Below are 15,967 nucleotides of genomic sequence, written 5' to 3'. Positions count from 1 at the left end.
CGTGAATCTCGCGGACGCGCGGCGCGTCCCGAGGGCGTCACGAGGGAGAAGGGGGTCTCCGTACGGTCATTACGCGGGTTCCGGCACCTCGTTGGAGTGAACCGGCTCACACCCCGCTCGATCAGCTGTCGAAGCCCAGCCCCAGCCGGTCCATCGTGCGCAGCCACAGGTTGCGGCGGCCGCCCTGGGCGTCCGCGCGGGCCAGGGACCACTTGGTCAGGGCGATGCCCGTCCAGGCGAAGGGCTCCGGAGGGAAGGGGAGGGGCTTCTTGCGGACCATTTCCAGTTCCGTGCGTTGCGTGGGCTCGCCGGACAGCAGGTCCAGCATCACCTCGGCGCCGAAGCGGGTGGAGCCGACGCCCAGGCCCGTGTAGCCCGCCGCGTAGGCGACCTTCTTCTGGTGGGCGGTGCCGAAGAACGCCGAGAAGCGGGAGCAGGTGTCGATCGCGCCGCCCCAGGCGTGGCTGAAGCGGACGCCCTCCAGTTGCGGGAAGCAGGTGAAGAAGTGCCCGGCGAGCTTGGCGTAGGTCTCCGGGCGGTCGTCGTACTCGGCGCGGACGCGGCCGCCGTAGGGGTAGATCGCGTCGTAGCCGCCCCACAGGATCCGGTTGTCGGCGGACAGGCGGAAGTAGTGGAACTGGTTGGCGCTGTCGCCGAGTCCCTGGCGGTTCTTCCAGCCGATCGACGCCAGCTGGCCGGCGGTGAGCGGCTCGGTCATCAGGGCGTAGTCGTAGACCGGGACGGTGTACGAGCGGACGCGTCTGACCAGGTTCGGGAAGATGTTCGTGCCGAGGGCGACCTGGCGGGCGCGGATCCGGCCGTAGGGCGTGCGTACGGCCATGCCGGGGCCGTACGGCTTCAGGGTCAGCGCCGGGGTGTGCTCGTAGACGCGGACGCCGAGCCGGAGGCACGCCTGCTTGAGGCCCCAGGCGAGCTTCGCCGGGTGCAGCATGGCGACACCCCTGCGGTCCCACAGGCCCGCCTGGAAGGTGGGTGAGTCCACCTGCTCCCGTACGGCCTCCGCGTCCAGGAACTCGACGTCCTCGGCGAGGCCCCGGCGGGCCGTCTCCTCGTGCCAGTCGCGCAGTTCCGCCGCCTGATACGGCTCGGTGGCGACGTCGATCTCGCCGGTGCGTTCGAAGTCGCAGTCGATGGAGTGCCGGGCGACGGCGGCCTCGATGGCGTCGAGGTTGCGGGTGCCGAGCTCCTGGAGCGTGTGGATCTCGTCGGGCCAGCGGGCGAGGCCGTTGGGCAGGCCGTGGGTGAGGGAGGCGGCGCAGAATCCGCCGTTGCGGCCGGAGGCGGCCCAGCCCACCTCGCGGCCCTCCACCAGCACCACGTCCCGTCCCGGGTCGCGTTCCTTGGCGATCAACGCCGTCCACAGTCCGCTGTAGCCGCCGCCGACGACCAGCAGGTCGCAGGTCTCGGAGGTGGTGAGCGCGGGTTCCGGACGGGGCCGGCCGGGGTCGTCCAGCCAGTACGGGACCGGCTGGACGTCGGAGAGCGAACGAGTCCACTGATTCATGGCGCTCGGGGCCATGATTTCAACTCCCTACGGTTATGCCTTTTGCCTGTTGCGGCGATTTCCGACGGCCATGGAAGCCAGAACGAACAGTACGGCGACGACGAACATGGTCGTGCCGATGACATTGATCTGAACGGGCGTTCCACGCTGCGCCGAGCCCCAGACGAACATGGGGAAGGTGACGGTCGAGCCGGCGTTGAAATTGGTGATGATGAAGTCGTCGAAGGAGAGGGCGAAGGCGAGCAGAGCGCCCGCCGCGATTCCGGGGGCGGCTATCGGCAGGGTGACCCGCACGAAGGTCTGCACCGGGCCCGCGTACAGGTCCCGTGCCGCCTCCTCCAGTTTTGGATCCATCGACATGACGCGTGCTTTCACGGCCGTGACCACGAAACTCAGGCAGAACATGATGTGTGCGATGAGGATCGTCCAGAAGCCCAGCCGGGCGCCCATGTTGAGGAACAGGGTGAGCAGCGAGGCGGCCATGACGACCTCGGGCATCGCCATCGGCAGGAAGATCAGCGAGTTCACGGCACCGCGGGCGCGGAACCGGTAGCGGACCAGCGCGAAGGCGATCAGGGTGCCGAGGAGGGTGGCACCGAGCGTCGCCCATACCGCGATCTGGAGGCTGAGCGACAGCGAGCCGCACAGGTCGGAGACCCCGCACGGGTCCTTCCAGGCGTCCAGGGAGAACCGCTGCCATTCGTAATTGAAGCGCCCCTTCGGTTTGTTGAAGGAGAACACCGTCACGATGACGTTGGGCAGCAGGAGATAGCCGAGTGTCAGCAGTCCCGCGATGACGACGAGATTTCTCTTGAGCCAGTTGACGAAGGGCATTAGACCAGATCCTCCGTCCCCGACCTGCGGATGTAGAGGGTGACCATGAGCAGAATGGCCGCCATGAGAATGAAGGAGAGTGCGGCCGCCGTCGGATAGTCCAGCACCCTCAGGAACTGCGTCTGGATGACGTTTCCGACCATGCGGGTGTCCGTGGAGCCGAGAAGGTCGGCGTTGACGTAGTCGCCGGTCGCCGGGATGAAGGTGAGCAGCGTGCCGGAGACGACACCCGGCATCGACAGCGGGAAGGTGACCTTGCGGAAGGTCGTCCAGGGCCGGGCGTACAGATCGCCCGCGGCCTCGTGCAGCCGGCCGTCGATGCGCTCCAGCGAGGTGTAGAGCGGCAGGATCATGAACGGCAGGAAGTTGTACGTCAGACCGCACACCACGGCGAGCGGCGTGGCCAGGACGCGGTCGCCGGCGGTCCAGCCGAGCCAGTTGGTGACGTCCAGGACGTGCAGCGTGTCGAGCGCGCCGACCAGCGGGCCGCCGTCCGCGAGGATCGTCTTCCAGGCCAGGGTGCGGATCAGGAAGCTGGTGAAGAACGGCGCGATCACCAGGATCATGATCAGGTTCCGCCAGCGGCCCGCGCGGAAGGCGATCAGATACGCGAGCGGGTAGCCGAGCAGCAGGCACAGGATCGTGGCGGTGCCGGCGTAGAGCACCGACCTGGTGAACTGCGGCCAGTACGCGGACAGCGCGTCCCAGTACGTGGCGAAGTGCCAGGTGACCTTGTAGCCCTCCTCCAGGGAGCCCGTCTGTACGGACGTAGAGGCCTGGTAGATCATCGGCAGCGCGAAGAAGACCAGCAGCCAGAGGATGCCGGGGAGCAGCAGCCAGTACGGCGTCCAGCGGCCCCTGCGCTTCGGGGGTTTCGGCTCGGGGGCTTCCGGTGCGAGGGGCGGTGGCGCCTCGGTGAGTGTGGACATCAGGCCGCCTCTTCCACTCCGGCGTCGGCGTCCTGGTTGGCGTCCAGGCCGAAGGTGTGGGCCGGGTTCCAGTGCAGGACGACCTCGGCGCCGGGCACCAGCCGGGGGTCGCGGTCGATGTTCTGGGCGTAGACCTCGAAGTCGGAACAGACCGGGCTGTCGACGACGTACTGCGTCGAGACGCCGATGAAGCTGGAGTCGGCGATCCGGCCGGTGATGCGGTTGCGGCCCTCGGGTATCTCGCCGGCGTCGTCCGCGTGGGTGAGGGAGATCTTCTCCGGGCGGACCCCGACCAGCACCTTTCCGCCGGCCGTCACGGGCGCTCCGCACCGGGCCCCGGGCAGGACGAGCTTGCCGCCGCCCGCCTTCAGCACGATCTCCTCCCCGCTCTTGGAGTCGACCTCGGCCTCGATGAAGTTCGAGGTGCCGAGGAAGTTGGCGACGAACGTGGTGCGCGGGTTCTCGTAGAGGTCGGTGGGCGCGCCCAGTTGCTCCACGCGGCCCGCGTTCATCACGGCGACCGTGTCGGCCATGGTCATGGCCTCCTCCTGGTCGTGCGTGACGTGCACGAAGGTGATGCCGACCTCGGTCTGGATGCGCTTGAGCTCCAGCTGCATCTGGCGGCGCAGCTTGAGGTCGAGGGCGCCGAGCGGCTCGTCGAGCAGCAGCACCTTGGGGTGGTTGATCAGCGCGCGGGCCACGGCGACGCGCTGCTGCTGGCCGCCGGAGAGCTGGTGCGGCTTCTTACGGGCCTGCTCGCCGAGCTGCACGAGGTCGAGCATCTCCCCGACCTGCTTCTTCACCGACTTGACGCCGCGCCGGCGCAGACCGAAGGCGACGTTCTCGTAGATGTCGAGGTGCGGGAAGAGGGCGTACGACTGGAAGACCGTGTTCACCGGCCGCTTGTACGGCGGGAGCGCCGTCACGTCCTGGTCGCCCAGCGACACGGTCCCGGAGGAAGGTTCCTCCAGGCCGGCGATCATGCGCAGGGTGGTGGTCTTGCCGCAGCCGGACGCGCCGAGCAGGGCGAAGAAGGAGCCCTGCGGCACGGTCAGGTCGAGCGGGTGGACGGCGGTGAAGGCGCCGTAGGTCTTGGCTATGCCCTCGAGGCGGACTTCGCCGGTGGGGTCTGTCTTGTTCGTCATGGTGGTCACGCCCCCGTCAGCTTCGCGAACTTCGCTTCGAACTCGGTCTCTTCCTTCGAGCTCAGCGAGCGGAAGGCGTGGGACTTCGCGGCCATGGCCTTGTCGGGGATGATCAGCGGGTTGTTCGCCGCGTCCTTGTCGATCTTCTCCAGCTCGGCCTTCACCCCGTCGACGGGGCACACGTAGTTGATGTACGCGGCGAGTTCGGCGGCCTGTTCGGGCTCGTAGTAGAAGTCGATGAGCCGCTCGGCGTTCGTCTTGTGACGGGCCTTGTTGGGGATCAGCAGGTTGTCGGTCGACGTCACGTACCCGCTGTCCGGAATGAGGAAGTCGATGTCGGGGCTGTCCGCCTTGAGCTGGACGACGTCCCCGGCCCAGGCGACGCAGGCCGCGAAGTCGCCGCTGGTCAGGTCCGAGGTGTAGTCGTTGCCGGTGAAGCGGCGGATCTGGCCCTTGTCGACGGCCTTCTGGAGCCGGGCGATGGCCGCGTCGTAGTCGTCGGCGGTGAAGTCCGCCGGGTCCTTGCCCATGTCGAGCAGCGTCATGCCGATGCTGTCGCGCATCTCCGAGAGGAAGCCCACACGCCCCTTGAGCTTGGGGTTGTCGAGCAGGTCGGAGAGCGACTTCACCTCGACGCCGTCGAGGGCCTTCTTGTTGTACGCGATGACGGTGGAGATGCCCTGCCAGACGTACGAGTAGGCGCGGCCCGGGTCCCAGTCGGGGCTGCGGAACTGGGCCGACAGGTTGGCGTAGGCGTGCGGCAGGTTGCTCGGGTCGAGCTTCTGCGCCCAGCCCAGGCGGATGAGCCGTCCGGCCAGCCAGTCGGTGAGGACGATCAGGTCGCGGCCGGTGTCCTGGCCCGCGGCGAGCTGCGGCTTGATCTTGCCGAAGAACTCGTTGTTGTCGTTGATGTCCTCGGTGTACTTGACCTTGATGCCGGTGCGCTCGGTGAACTGCTCCAGCGTCGGGTGGTGCTTGCCGCTGTCGTCGACGTCCATGTACTCGGTCCAGTTGGAGAAGGAGACGGTCTTCTCCTTGGCCGAGTGGTCCTGCGCCGAGACGCCGCCCTGCGACTGGCCCGCCGCCGGGATGCCGCAGGCGCTCAGCGTCCCGAGTCCGCCGGCCGCGAGCGCCCCGCCGGCGGAGGCGCGGAGCAGGGACCGCCGGGTGAGGGCGGCCCTGCCGTTCCTGAAGCTGCGCCGCATGGCGGCCACTTGGGCCGGGGACAGGCGGTCGGGCTCGTACTGCTCCATGCGCGTGGTGCCCTTTCGGAGGGTGGGCGGCCGCGGGTCGGGCGGCCTGAGTGCGGCTATCGGTCCCCGAAGACGGTGCGGTGCCAGTCCTTGGCCGCCACCGCGGTGTTGTCGAACATGACGTGCTTGATCTGGGTGTACTCCTCGAACGAGTACGCGGACATGTCCTTGCCGTAGCCGGAGGACTTGTGACCGCCGTGCGGCATCTCACTGATGATCGGGATGTGGTCGTTGACCCAGACACAGCCCGCCTTGATCTCGCGCGTGGCCCGGTTGGCCCGGTACACGTCCCGGCTCCAGGCGGAGGCCGCCAGCCCGTACGGCGTGTCGTTGGCGAGCGCGATGCCCTCGTCGTCGGTGTCGAAGGGCAGCACGACCAGGACCGGACCGAAGATCTCGGACTGGACGACCTCGCTGTCCTGGGCGGCGTCGGCGATGAGGGTCGGCCGGTAGTAGGCGCCCTTGGCCAGCTCGCCTTCCGGTGCCTCTCCGCCGGTCACCACGCGCGCGTAGGCACGCGCCCGGTCGACGAAGCCGGCGACCCGGTCCCGCTGGACGTGCGAGATCAGCGGTCCGAGGTCGGTGCCGGGGGCGAAGGGATCGCCGAGCCGGACGCTCTCCATGAGCGCGGCGGTCCGCTGCACGAAGGCCTCGTACAGCGGCCGCTGCACATACGCGCGCGTGGCGGCCGTGCAGTCCTGCCCGGTGTTGATGAGCGCGCCCGCGACCGCGCCGTGGGCGGCGGCCTCCGGGTCGGCGTCGTCGAACACCACGAAGGGCGCCTTGCCGCCGAGCTCCAGATGGAGGCGCTTGACGGTGGCGGTGGCGATCTCCGCGACGCGCTTGCCGACGGCGGTGGAGCCGGTGAAGGAGGTCATGGCCACGTCGGGGTGGCCGACGAGGTGCTCACCGGCCTCCCTGCCGGTGCCCGTGACGATGTTGATCACACCGTCCGGGATCCCCGCGTCCGTCGCCGCCTGGGCGAAGAGCAGCGAGGTCAGCGGGGTGAGCTCGGCGGGCTTCAGGACGATGGTGTTGCCCGCCGCGATCGCCGGGAGGACCTTCCAGGCGGCCATCTGGAGGGGATAGTTCCAGGGCGCGATCGACCCGACGACACCGATGGGCTCACGCCGGACGTACGACGTGTGGTCGCCGGAGTACTCACCGGCGGACTGCCCCTGGAGATGCCGTGCGGCACCGGCGAAGAAGGCGGTGTTGTCGATGGTCCCGGGGACGTCGAACTCGCGGGACAGCTTCAGCGGCTTGCCGCACTGCAGCGACTCGGCGCGGGCGAAGTCCTCGGCCCGGTCGGCCAGGACCGCGGCGAACCGGTGCAGGGCGTCGGAACGCTCGCCGGGCGTGGCCCCCGCCCAGCCGGGGAAGGCCTCGCGGGCCGCGGCGACGGCCCGGTCGACGTCGGCCGTGCCGGCCAGTTCGTAGCGGAGGACCTCCTCGCCCGACGCCGGGTCGACGACCGCGTGGGTACGGCCGGAGGTGCCCCTGGTCAGACGGCCCGCGATGAACTGCGCGCCCTCCGCGAAGCGCTCCGCGGCCGGAAATCGGTCCGGGGTGGCGTTGCCCGGGTTGTGCATGTCGCTCTCCTCCGTGTCCCCTGGTGGGGCCGGCGTGGCTCAGGCTCGATTTGAGTGCCGATCCTGGCAGAGCAATGACACACCAACAAGTGATTCCGTTGTTGATTTTTGGTTACGCGACGGAATCTGTCGACCAGGTGTCGAGTCCGCCGCGAAAAGGCGGGACGGTGTGTCAGTGGTGCGTGCCAGACTCGCGTGCATGGAGAAGATCACGGGGGCGGTCGTCTCCCGGGAGGCCCTGATCAGGGCGTCCCGGGGCGGGGCGAGGATCAGGTATCTGCACTTCTGGGGACACCGGCCGCGGCCGGACGGCACGATCGGGGCGAGCTGTCTGAGCCAGTGGTGGCCCGCGCCGTTCACGGTGGCCGGCGTGGAGTACGCGACGGCCGAGCACTGGATGATGGCGGGCAAGGCCCGGCTGTTCGGGGACGCGGCGGCGGAGCGTGCCGTGCTGGCCGCAGGGCATCCCGCCGAGGCGAAGAAGGCCGGGCGGCTGGTGCGCGGTTTCGACGAGGCGCTGTGGGAGCGGGAGCGGTTCCGGATCGTCGTCGACGGCAGCGTCCACAAGTTCGCCGCGCATCCCGGGCTGCGGGAGTTCCTGCTGAACACGGGCGAGAGGGTGCTGGTCGAGGCCAGCCCCGTGGACCGGGTGTGGGGCATCGGGCTGGCCGCGGACGACGAGGCGGCGTCGGATCCGGAGCGGTGGCGGGGGCCCAACCTGCTGGGGTTCGCGCTGATGGCGGCGCGGGAGCGGCTGCGCGGGGTCTGAGTGCGGGCATGAGTGAGGGCATGAGAGAGGGGCCGGTCCTGGGGACCGGCCCCCTGTGAGCAGCGGTTTCAGCTCGCCGCGCCGAGTCCGCCCATGATGCTGGCGAAGAGCAGGAACCCCAGCAGCGGCAGGATCACGGTCGCGATGATGCCGCAGACCAGGCCGGCGGTCGCCGCGCCCTTGTTGGTGGCCTCACCACGGGTGGCCCTACCCCGGCCGATGGCGCCGAAGATGATCGCGAGGATGCCCAGGATCACGCCGAAGAACCACAGCAGGAAGGTCACGCTGCACACCACGCCGATGATGCCCAGCACCAGTCCGGTGGTTCCCATGCCGTTGCTCGGCTGCGCGGGCATCGCGTAGCCGGGCGCCTGCGGGTAGCCCACGGGCGGCGCGGCCGGGTAGCCGGGGCTGCCCTGGGGGTAGCCGTAGCCCGGGCCGGACTGCTGCGGATAGCCGTAGCCGGGGGCCGGCTGCTGCGGGGGCTGGGACGGCGGACCGAACCCACCGGGTGTGGGGTTGGTGTTGGACATGGACGATCTCCCCTCCGTTGTCAGACCAAGGCATCGTAGTAGCCAAGTCCGCCGAGGAGGACGGGTGTTTCAGCGGTGGGACGGGGCGGTGGCCACGGGGCCGCGGGCGCCGTAGTACGGGTCGTCGTCGGACGAGGTGTCGCTGTTGATCGCGGCCGTGATGCCGACGGCGATCAGGACGATCACCGTGATGCCGAGGATGATCCCGATGATGCCCATGATCAGACCCGCCTGGGCCTGGCCGTGGTTGGTGGCGACTCCCGCCTCGGCCCGCTTGCGGCCCTTGATGCCGAAGACCACGGCGAGGATGCCGGTGACGAGGGAGACGATGCCGTAGAGGCAGAACAGCGTGCAGGAGACGATGCCGAGCACCATCGCCGCTATGCCCATGCCGTTCTGGGGGGCCGGGGGCATGCCGGGCCAGCCGTAGCCGGCCTGGGGGTAGCCGGAGCCCGTCTGGGGGTAGCCCGAGCCCGTCTGCGGGTAGCCGGGGTAACCGTAGCCGCCGGGGGCGGCGGGCGGGGGTGGGACGGTGGGGCCGGAGCCGGTGTTGTCGAACTGCGGTGTGCCGGTGGGCGGGGTGAAGCCCGGCATCGAGGTGACCGTGGCCTGGTCGTGCACGGAGGGCGGCTGAGGCGTCTGGTTCTTGTCGAGTGAGGTCTTGCTCTCCGGAGGCGCCCACGGGTCGTGGCTGTTTCCGTCTGGCTGCGTCGCGTCCGTCATCGTGTATCCCCCCGGGATCGTTCGTGCCGTCATGCTACGGGGCAGTTCGGTGCGTGCCATCGTGCGGGTGCGTGGGGGTTGATCGCGCCCACGCGGCGGAGCCGCATATCGATACCGCCCCGCGCCCCTGAAAAGAAGGGGCGCTGCACCTACCGCATACGATGAATCCGAGTCATCGATCAGCCGATCACCCGCGCCCCGCCCGCCTCGTGCCGGCCGGGGCGCCGTTCCGGGGAGGAACCCTTGACCCAGCATCTTGTCGACCCCCGCGCCCCGCGCGATCTCGCGGCGTTCATCGCGGAACTGCCCAAGGCCGAACTGCATGTGCACCACGTGGGTTCCGCCTCTCCCCGGATCGTGTCCGAGCTGGCCGCCCGGCATCCCGACTCCAAGGTGCCGACCGATCCCGCGGCCCTGGTCGACTACTTCAGCTTCACCGACTTCGCCCACTTCATCGAGGTGTACCTGTCGGTCGTCGATCTGATCCGCACCCCGGAGGACGTCCGGCTGCTCACCTACGAGGTGGCCCGTGACCTGGCACGGCAGCAGGTGCGGTACGCCGAGCTGACCATCACGCCGTTCTCCTCCACCCGCCGCGGCATCGACGAGCGTGCCTTCATGGACGCGATCGAGGACGCCCGCAAGGCCGCCGAGTCCGAGTTCGGGACCGTGCTGCGCTGGTGCTTCGACATCCCCGGCGAGGCCGGTCTGGAGGCCGCCGAGGAGACGACCCGGCTCGCCACCGACGACCGGCTGCGCCCGGAGGGCCTGGTCTCCTTCGGCCTGGGCGGGCCCGAAGTCGGCGTGCCGCGTCCGCAGTTCAAGCCGTACTTCGACCGGGCGATAGCGGCCGGGCTGCACTCCGTACCGCACGCCGGTGAGACCACCGGCCCGGAGACGGTGTGGGACGCCCTCACGCATCTGCGGGCCGAGCGCATCGGCCACGGCACCAGCTCCGCGCAGGACCCGAAGCTCCTCGCGCACCTCGCCGAGCACGGGATCGCGCTGGAGGTGTGCCCGACGTCCAACATCGCCACGCGCGCGGTCGCCACCCTCGACGAGCACCCGATCAAGGAGTTCGTCGAGGCCGGGGTCGTCGTCACGATCAACTCCGACGACCCGCCGATGTTCGGCACCGACCTCGACAACGAGTACGCGGTGGCCGCCCGGCTGCTCGGCCTCGACGAGCGGGGCCTGGCCGAGCTGGCGAAGAACGCCGTCGACGTGTCGTTCCTGGACGCGGCGGGCAAGGCCCGGATCAAGGGCGAGATCGACACGTACACCGCGGGGTGGCTCGACCGGTGACCCCTGTTCCCCTCGCCGTCGGCCACCGTGGCGACCCCTACCGGCACCGCGAGAACACCGTCGCCTCGCTGCGTTCCGCGCTTCGACGGGGCGCGGACGCGGTGGAGATCGACGTACGCCTGACCCGGGACGGCGTGCCGGTGCTGCTGCACGACGAGACGCTGAAGCGCCTGTGGGAGCAGGAGCGGCCGGTGCGCGCGCTGTCCTGGGAGGAGGTGCGCGGGCTGACCGGCGGCGGGGTGCCGTCCCTGGCGGAGGCGCTGGCCGCGACCGACGGGCACCGGGTGATGATCGACCTGCCCGGCTCGCCCGGCGTGCGGGCGGTGCGCCGGGTCATGGACGCCGTACGGGAGGCCGGGGCGGCGGACCGCGTGTACTACTGCGCGGGCGCCGAGACCATGCTCGCCGTACGCGCGGCGGACCCGGACGCGGAGATCGCCCTCACCTGGACGACCCTGGCCCCGCCCCGGCCGGGCCTGCTGGAGGCGATCCGCCCGCGCTGGCTCAACTACCGCTTCTCCCTGGTGGACCGGCCCCTCGCCGAGCAGGTGCACCGCGACGGGTACCTGCTGTCCGTGTGGACCCCCGACACCCGCCGCTCCATGCGACGGCTCCTGGCCGCCGGGGTGGACTCGATCACGACCAACCGCGTCGACGAGCTGTGCGCTACACGCGCGAGCGCTGCGCCACCGTCGCCGGATCGGCCGGGGTCGAGCGGGTGACGTACTGCGGCACCGGCGCGCTGTCCGTGCCGGTGTCGCGGACGAGGCCGTAGCGGAGGGCGCCCTGGGCGGGACCGGCGTTGATGTCCTCCTCCACGGCCTGCCGGTTCGACGGGAAGACGGTCAGGCCGTAGTCGCAGCCCCGTTCGTTCTGGGTGAGGGTGACGGTGCCGTCGACCCAGAAGTACTCGTTCTGCCACATCTGCTGGGTGCCTGACGGCAGTTCGGCGTATCCGATGGCGGGCCCGCCCATGCCGGTGGCGTAGCCGTCCGGGGCGCCGGCCAGTGGGTCGTCCAACCGGCGCCAGCCGCCGGAGGCCACGTGGAAGAGCTTGCCCTTCAGGCCGGTCCAGGAGGGCATGACCAGCGCGCCGGGCCGGGACTTGGGCGAGATCTGCCAGCGGACCAGGACATAGCCCCGGCCGCTCAGCGTCACGCTGTCGCCCCGGTGCTGCATGACGGCCTTCGGGCCGCCGGTGCTGGTGATGCCGGCCTCGGGGCGGCGCGGCAGGGCGGCGGGCCGGGTGTTCGGGTCGGGTGCGCGGTCCACGGCGTCGACGACCGTGCCGTAGAGGTCGGCCTTCTTCGTCGGCGTGGGCTTCGGGGCGGGCGGCGCGGAGGACGGTGGGGGTGGTCCGGGCGTGGTGGCCGTGGCCGTGGGGGTGACCGCGGCCCGGGGCGGCGGGGCGTCCGGCGGCTGGGTGACGACGTAGGCGCCGCCCGCGACGATGGTCGCGCCGGCGGTCATCGCGACGGCAGGCTTGGTGAGGGCGCCGAGCAGCTTGGCCGACCAGCCGACGGAGCCTGCGGTGCCCGCGGCCACGGCCGTCTTGCCGCCGAAGGCGAGCGACAGGGTGAACCCGACGGGCAGCGGGACGAGCGCGATGCCGACCAGGAGGCGTTCCGCCGGTACGACGGACGCGCGGGTGTCGCCGCAGTAGCCGCAGCCGCGGATGTGGCGGGCCAGCCGTTTGCGCCACACCGAGTCGGGCCGGCCGTTCCAGCGGCCGGTCAGCTCGCGCAGGTCGGCACAGGCGCCGTCCAGGGCGCGGACGATGCCGCGCGAGGTCTCCAGGCGCTCCTTCATCCGCTGGACGCGCACGGCGGCGTGCTGCCGGGTGATGCCGACGGCGGCGGCCAGTTCGCGCCGGGTCAGTTCGCCCGCGACCTCCAGCCACCACAGCGACAGCAGTTGCCGGTCCTCGTCGTCGAGCCATCGCGCCGCCTCGGCGACCTCGCGCCGCTGGCCATCCAACTGGAGCCGCAGCACGGTCAGTTCGGCGAAGTCGGAGGAGGCCGTCTCCTGCAGCCGGTCCGGGGTCCTGCGACGCGCGCGGTCCCGTATCTGCCGCATGGCGATCGCCACCAGCCAGGACCGGAAGCTGTCCGGGTCGCGCAGGGAGCCGAGGTTGCCGACCGCGCGCAGCATGGTCTCCTGGACGACGTCGTCGACGTCGGCGTGGCCGTTCAGGGCCCGGCCCACGATGTTGTAGACCAGCGGCAGCCAGCCCGCGACCAGCTCGTCCAGCGCCTGCCGGTCGCCGTCCTGCGCCGCCGTGACGGTGGCGCGCCAGTGCTGACTGTCCACGGTGGCCTCTCGACGCCTGGGATCACTGATGTCCGGATCGCTGATGTTCCGCACGCACCCTCTCAGCAGGTCCCGGGGTCCCCGCTATGTCGGGGATCACAAGGTGGAGACGGCGTGAAGGGCGAGGCGATAACACTTTTTTGCGCCGAGCCTCGGCACCGGGTCCTGGCGCCGAGAGCTTCGCTCCGCGGGGTCAGTCCTTGCTCAGCGCCTGCCCCAGCTCACCTCTCCGCCGTATGCCCAGCTTCTTGTACGTGCTGGTCAGATGGGTCTCCACGGTGCGCCGGGCGAGGTGGAGGAGGCCGGCGATCTCGGCGTTCGTACGGCCGCCGGCCGCGAGCCGGGCGATGCGCAGCTCGCTCCCGGTGAGGGCGCCGGAGCCGGTGCGGGCGGTGGCGGCGCGGCGGGCCCCGCCCTCGCGCAGGGCCTCCTCCGCCAGGGTCCGCAGCCGCACCGCGCCCAGGCGCTCGGCGCGTTCCGCGGCGGTCCGCAGACAGGCCCGGGCGCGGACGCGTTCGCCCGCGGCGGTCAGCTGCCGGCCCTGCGCGAGGAGCGCGGCCACCAGCTCCCCCTCCGTGGCGGCCGGCGCGTCCGCGAGGAGGGCGACGGCCTCCTCGGCCAGGCGCAGGCCCCGGCGGCCGCCGGTGACCGTGCCGAGCACCCTGAGGGCGCGGCCGACCGTGCGGGGCGTGCCCCACACCCGGGCCAGCCGCAGCTCCTCCTCGGCCAGGGCGAGCGCCTCCTGGGGGCTGCCGAGGGCCAGCCGGCATTCGGCGGCGGCGGAGCGCCACGGGGTGACGACCGGGCTGACCACCTCGCGGGCACTCTGGCGGCGGCCGCACTCCAGGAAGTCGTGCAGGGCCCCGGCCGTGTCGCCCGCGGCGGCGCGCTGCGCGCCCCGGGCGTACAGGAAGCGGTTCAGCTCCCAGTTGTCGGGCGCCTCGCGCAGGTCGAAGCCGTCCGCGAGCCGCCGGGCCTCGGCGGTGCGGCCGGTCTCCACGAGTGCGATCAGGGTGGTGGCGTGCACGTTGGAGGGGCCGTGGGCGTGGGTGGGGGGTTCGGCGGGCAGCAGCGTGTACTCGCCGCGCGCGGCGGCGATGTCGGCCCGCGTGTTGAGCAGTGCCGCGTGCATGGGGTGCAGCAGGTCGGGGCGCTGTCCGGCCAGGCCGCGGTCCACGAGGCGGTCGGCCTCGTCGAGTTCGTCGGCCCACTGGGCGACCGCGGCGGACGTGCCGAGCAGGAAGGGCTCGGTCAGCGGATGGGCCGGCTCGGCGAGCAGCGCGCGCACCTGCCGCATGGCGTCACCCGCCGAGGTCAGTGCGGCGCTGGCCGCGTACCGGACGAGCAACGCCCGCGTCGCCGGTCCTACGAGTTCGGGTGAGCGCTCGGCGGTCTCGGACAGGCGGCGGTACACGTCGCTGCGGACCGTCTGGTCCTGGTCGGACAGCAGGGCGGACGCGGTCTCCAGGGCACCGCCCAGGTCGGGGTGTCCGGTGAGCTGGCCGTCCACCGTGCGCAGTACCTCGACGGCGGCGCGGGCCCGGCCGCGTCCGGCCAGCGCCGTGCCGAGGGCCACGGCGGCACGCACCCGGTCCTGCGGTGTGCCGTGCAGCCCCAGTGCCTCGGTGAGCCGGGGGATGCCGGCCGAGGAGTCCCGGCCCGCGCACTCCAGGGAGCCCAGCTCGGTCAGCACCCGCTGCCGGTGGTCGTCGGGCAGCGGCTCCTCCAGGGCCCTGCGCAGGAACGCGACGGCGTCGTCGGAGCGGCCGTCGCGCAGCGCGAGGGAGGCGGCGTCCCGCAGCACGGCCGGGGCCCAGTCGGCACCCACGGGGCCGGACCGCAGCAGGTGCCGTGCCACCGCCGCGGTGGGGGCACCGCGATGCAGCATCGCCTCGGCGGCGGTCCGGTGCACCGCGCGCCGCCGGGCCGCGGGGACGCCGGTGAGTACGGCGTCCCTCAGCAGCGGATGGGCGTAGCGGGGCAGTCCGTCCGGGCCGGGGCGCAGCAGGCCGAGCCCGGTCATCGCGGTGAGCCAGCCCGCCACCCGGGCCGGATCGGCACCCGTGAGCTCCCCGAGCAGACCGGCCTGCGCTTCGCCTCCGCCCGCTCCCCCTGCGGCCCGCTCCCTTCCCTCCTCGAGCACGGCGAGAGCCCGAGCCACCTCCGCCGTGCCGTTCCCGGCACTGTCCAGCCACCACTGCACGGCGGCCACATAGGAGCCCTGGTACAGAGCGGCGGAGGCCTCGGGAAGGTCGGGGTACGGGAGCGGGACGTCGGTCGCGTACCCGGCGGAGGCGTTGAGGTCGTCCAGGAGGGCCCTCAGCAGCAGGGGGCTGCCCGCGCCGGCCCGGACACAGCTCTCGACCCATGCCGTGGGGGCCTTCGGGTGCTGCGCGCGGACCAGGCCGGCCGCCGAGTCCGGGGTGAGCGGGGACAGGGTGTGGGTGTCGACGAGGGCGGGAGAGAGGGTGTGGGTGAAGCCCGGGGACGGCGGATCGATGTCGTACTGACTGCGTTCGGTGACGGCCAGCAGGATCGGCAGGGGTAATCGGTCCACGTGCCGGGCGGCCTCCACCAGCCAGCGGTAGGAGGGGCCGTCGGCGAGGTGGACGTCGTCCACGGCGAGCAGCAGCGGGGACTCACCGGCGTACGAGCGCAGCGCATGCCGGAGCAGGACGGCCTGCTCGTGTTCGTCGCCGGCCGGGTCGGTCTGCCCCGAGCCCGGTACGGGTCCGAGGAGTTGGAGCACGGCTGCGAAGGGCGCGGCCGCCCAGCCTTGCGAGCAGCGGGCGCGCAGCACCCGCATGCCCTGGGCTGCGGCGGCCTCGGCGGCCGCCTCCAGGACGCTGGTCCGGCCGGTGCCGGTGGCTCCGCGCAGCAGCACGAGGCCGCCCGTCCCGGACCGGGCGCGTGCGATGCCGGCCGCCAGCAGGGCAGCGGCCTCCCGGTGTTCGGCCGGCCGCGCACGCCGCAGCTGCTCGGGCTGAGGATCGGGCATTCCTGCCTCCCTGGTCGGACGTGGCGTCTTCCCCCGTCGAGGACGGCCTGC

Annotated in this window: 13 protein-coding genes; 3 read left to right on the top strand and 10 right to left on the bottom strand. The window is 71.6% G+C overall.

Annotation, left to right across the window (positions count from 1 at the left end; all coding sequences use genetic code 11):
* Window positions 1–121: 121 nt before the first annotated feature.
* The 6 genes from OHU35_RS30810 to OHU35_RS30785 are packed head-to-tail and all read right to left on the bottom strand — an operon-like array spanning window position 122 to window position 7,278.
* Complete coding sequence (locus OHU35_RS30810; protein ID WP_189728106.1) at window positions 122–1,540, bottom strand: FAD-binding oxidoreductase; 1,419 nt, start codon at window positions 1,538–1,540, stop codon at window positions 122–124.
* 18 nt (window positions 1,541–1,558) lie between these two features.
* Window positions 1,559–2,359 (bottom strand): ABC transporter permease, encoded by an 801-nt coding sequence (locus OHU35_RS30805; RefSeq protein WP_189728104.1) that lies wholly within the window; start codon window positions 2,357–2,359, stop codon window positions 1,559–1,561.
* The gene (locus OHU35_RS30800; protein ID WP_189728102.1) at window positions 2,359–3,288 is read right to left on the bottom strand and encodes an ABC transporter permease; all 930 of its coding nucleotides are present in this window, start codon (window positions 3,286–3,288) and stop codon (window positions 2,359–2,361) included. Before OHU35_RS30800 ends, OHU35_RS30805 begins: the two co-directional genes overlap by 1 nt.
* Window positions 3,288–4,433 (bottom strand): ABC transporter ATP-binding protein, encoded by a 1,146-nt coding sequence (locus tag OHU35_RS30795; RefSeq protein WP_405507576.1) that lies wholly within the window; start codon window positions 4,431–4,433, stop codon window positions 3,288–3,290. The genes OHU35_RS30800 and OHU35_RS30795 overlap by 1 nt, the downstream gene beginning before the upstream one ends.
* A gap of 5 nt (window positions 4,434–4,438) precedes the next feature.
* On the bottom strand, window positions 4,439–5,686 hold the full coding sequence (locus OHU35_RS30790) for a spermidine/putrescine ABC transporter substrate-binding protein (RefSeq protein ID WP_189728098.1): 1,248 nt from the start codon (window positions 5,684–5,686) through the stop codon (window positions 4,439–4,441).
* A gap of 56 nt (window positions 5,687–5,742) precedes the next feature.
* Entirely contained in the window at window positions 5,743–7,278 is a 1,536-nt protein-coding gene (locus tag OHU35_RS30785) for a gamma-aminobutyraldehyde dehydrogenase (protein WP_189728096.1), read from the bottom strand.
* 199 nt (window positions 7,279–7,477) lie between these two features.
* On the opposite strand from OHU35_RS30785, the gene OHU35_RS30780 reads away from it, so the two are divergent.
* Complete coding sequence (locus tag OHU35_RS30780; protein WP_189728094.1) at window positions 7,478–8,047, top strand: NADAR family protein; 570 nt, start codon at window positions 7,478–7,480, stop codon at window positions 8,045–8,047.
* Window positions 8,048–8,115: 68 nt separating this feature from the next.
* On the opposite strand, the gene OHU35_RS30775 is transcribed toward OHU35_RS30780, so the two are convergent.
* Together OHU35_RS30775 and OHU35_RS30770 are read right to left on the bottom strand one after the other, a co-directional pair.
* Window positions 8,116–8,580 (bottom strand): DUF4190 domain-containing protein, encoded by a 465-nt coding sequence (locus OHU35_RS30775; RefSeq protein WP_189728092.1) that lies wholly within the window; start codon window positions 8,578–8,580, stop codon window positions 8,116–8,118.
* A 69-nt stretch (window positions 8,581–8,649) separates the two neighbouring features.
* The gene (locus OHU35_RS30770; protein ID WP_189728090.1) at window positions 8,650–9,303 is read right to left on the bottom strand and encodes a DUF4190 domain-containing protein; all 654 of its coding nucleotides are present in this window, start codon (window positions 9,301–9,303) and stop codon (window positions 8,650–8,652) included.
* A gap of 186 nt (window positions 9,304–9,489) precedes the next feature.
* On the opposite strand from OHU35_RS30770, the gene OHU35_RS30765 reads away from it, so the two are divergent.
* Both OHU35_RS30765 and OHU35_RS30760 read left to right on the top strand, forming a co-directional pair.
* Window positions 9,490–10,608 (top strand): adenosine deaminase, encoded by a 1,119-nt coding sequence (locus OHU35_RS30765; RefSeq protein WP_189728239.1) that lies wholly within the window; start codon window positions 9,490–9,492, stop codon window positions 10,606–10,608.
* Entirely contained in the window at window positions 10,605–11,330 is a 726-nt protein-coding gene (locus OHU35_RS30760; RefSeq protein WP_189728088.1) for a glycerophosphodiester phosphodiesterase, read from the top strand. The genes OHU35_RS30765 and OHU35_RS30760 overlap by 4 nt, the downstream gene beginning before the upstream one ends.
* On the opposite strand, the gene OHU35_RS30755 is transcribed toward OHU35_RS30760, so the two are convergent.
* Together OHU35_RS30755 and OHU35_RS30750 are read right to left on the bottom strand one after the other, a co-directional pair.
* On the bottom strand, window positions 11,275–12,918 hold the full coding sequence (locus OHU35_RS30755) for an RNA polymerase sigma factor (RefSeq protein WP_189728086.1): 1,644 nt from the start codon (window positions 12,916–12,918) through the stop codon (window positions 11,275–11,277). The genes OHU35_RS30760 and OHU35_RS30755 overlap by 56 nt on opposite strands.
* 193 nt (window positions 12,919–13,111) lie before the next feature.
* Window positions 13,112–15,916 (bottom strand): AAA family ATPase, encoded by a 2,805-nt coding sequence (locus tag OHU35_RS30750; protein ID WP_233878725.1) that lies wholly within the window; start codon window positions 15,914–15,916, stop codon window positions 13,112–13,114.
* Window positions 15,917–15,967 lie beyond the last annotated feature (51 nt).

The sequence above is a fragment of the Streptomyces purpurascens genome (genome assembly GCF_045040895.1).
Lineage (GTDB): Bacteria > Actinomycetota > Actinomycetes > Streptomycetales > Streptomycetaceae > Streptomyces > Streptomyces purpurascens.
Note: the sequence above shows the minus strand (reverse complement) of the source record. Positions and strands in the feature narration are given on the sequence as shown.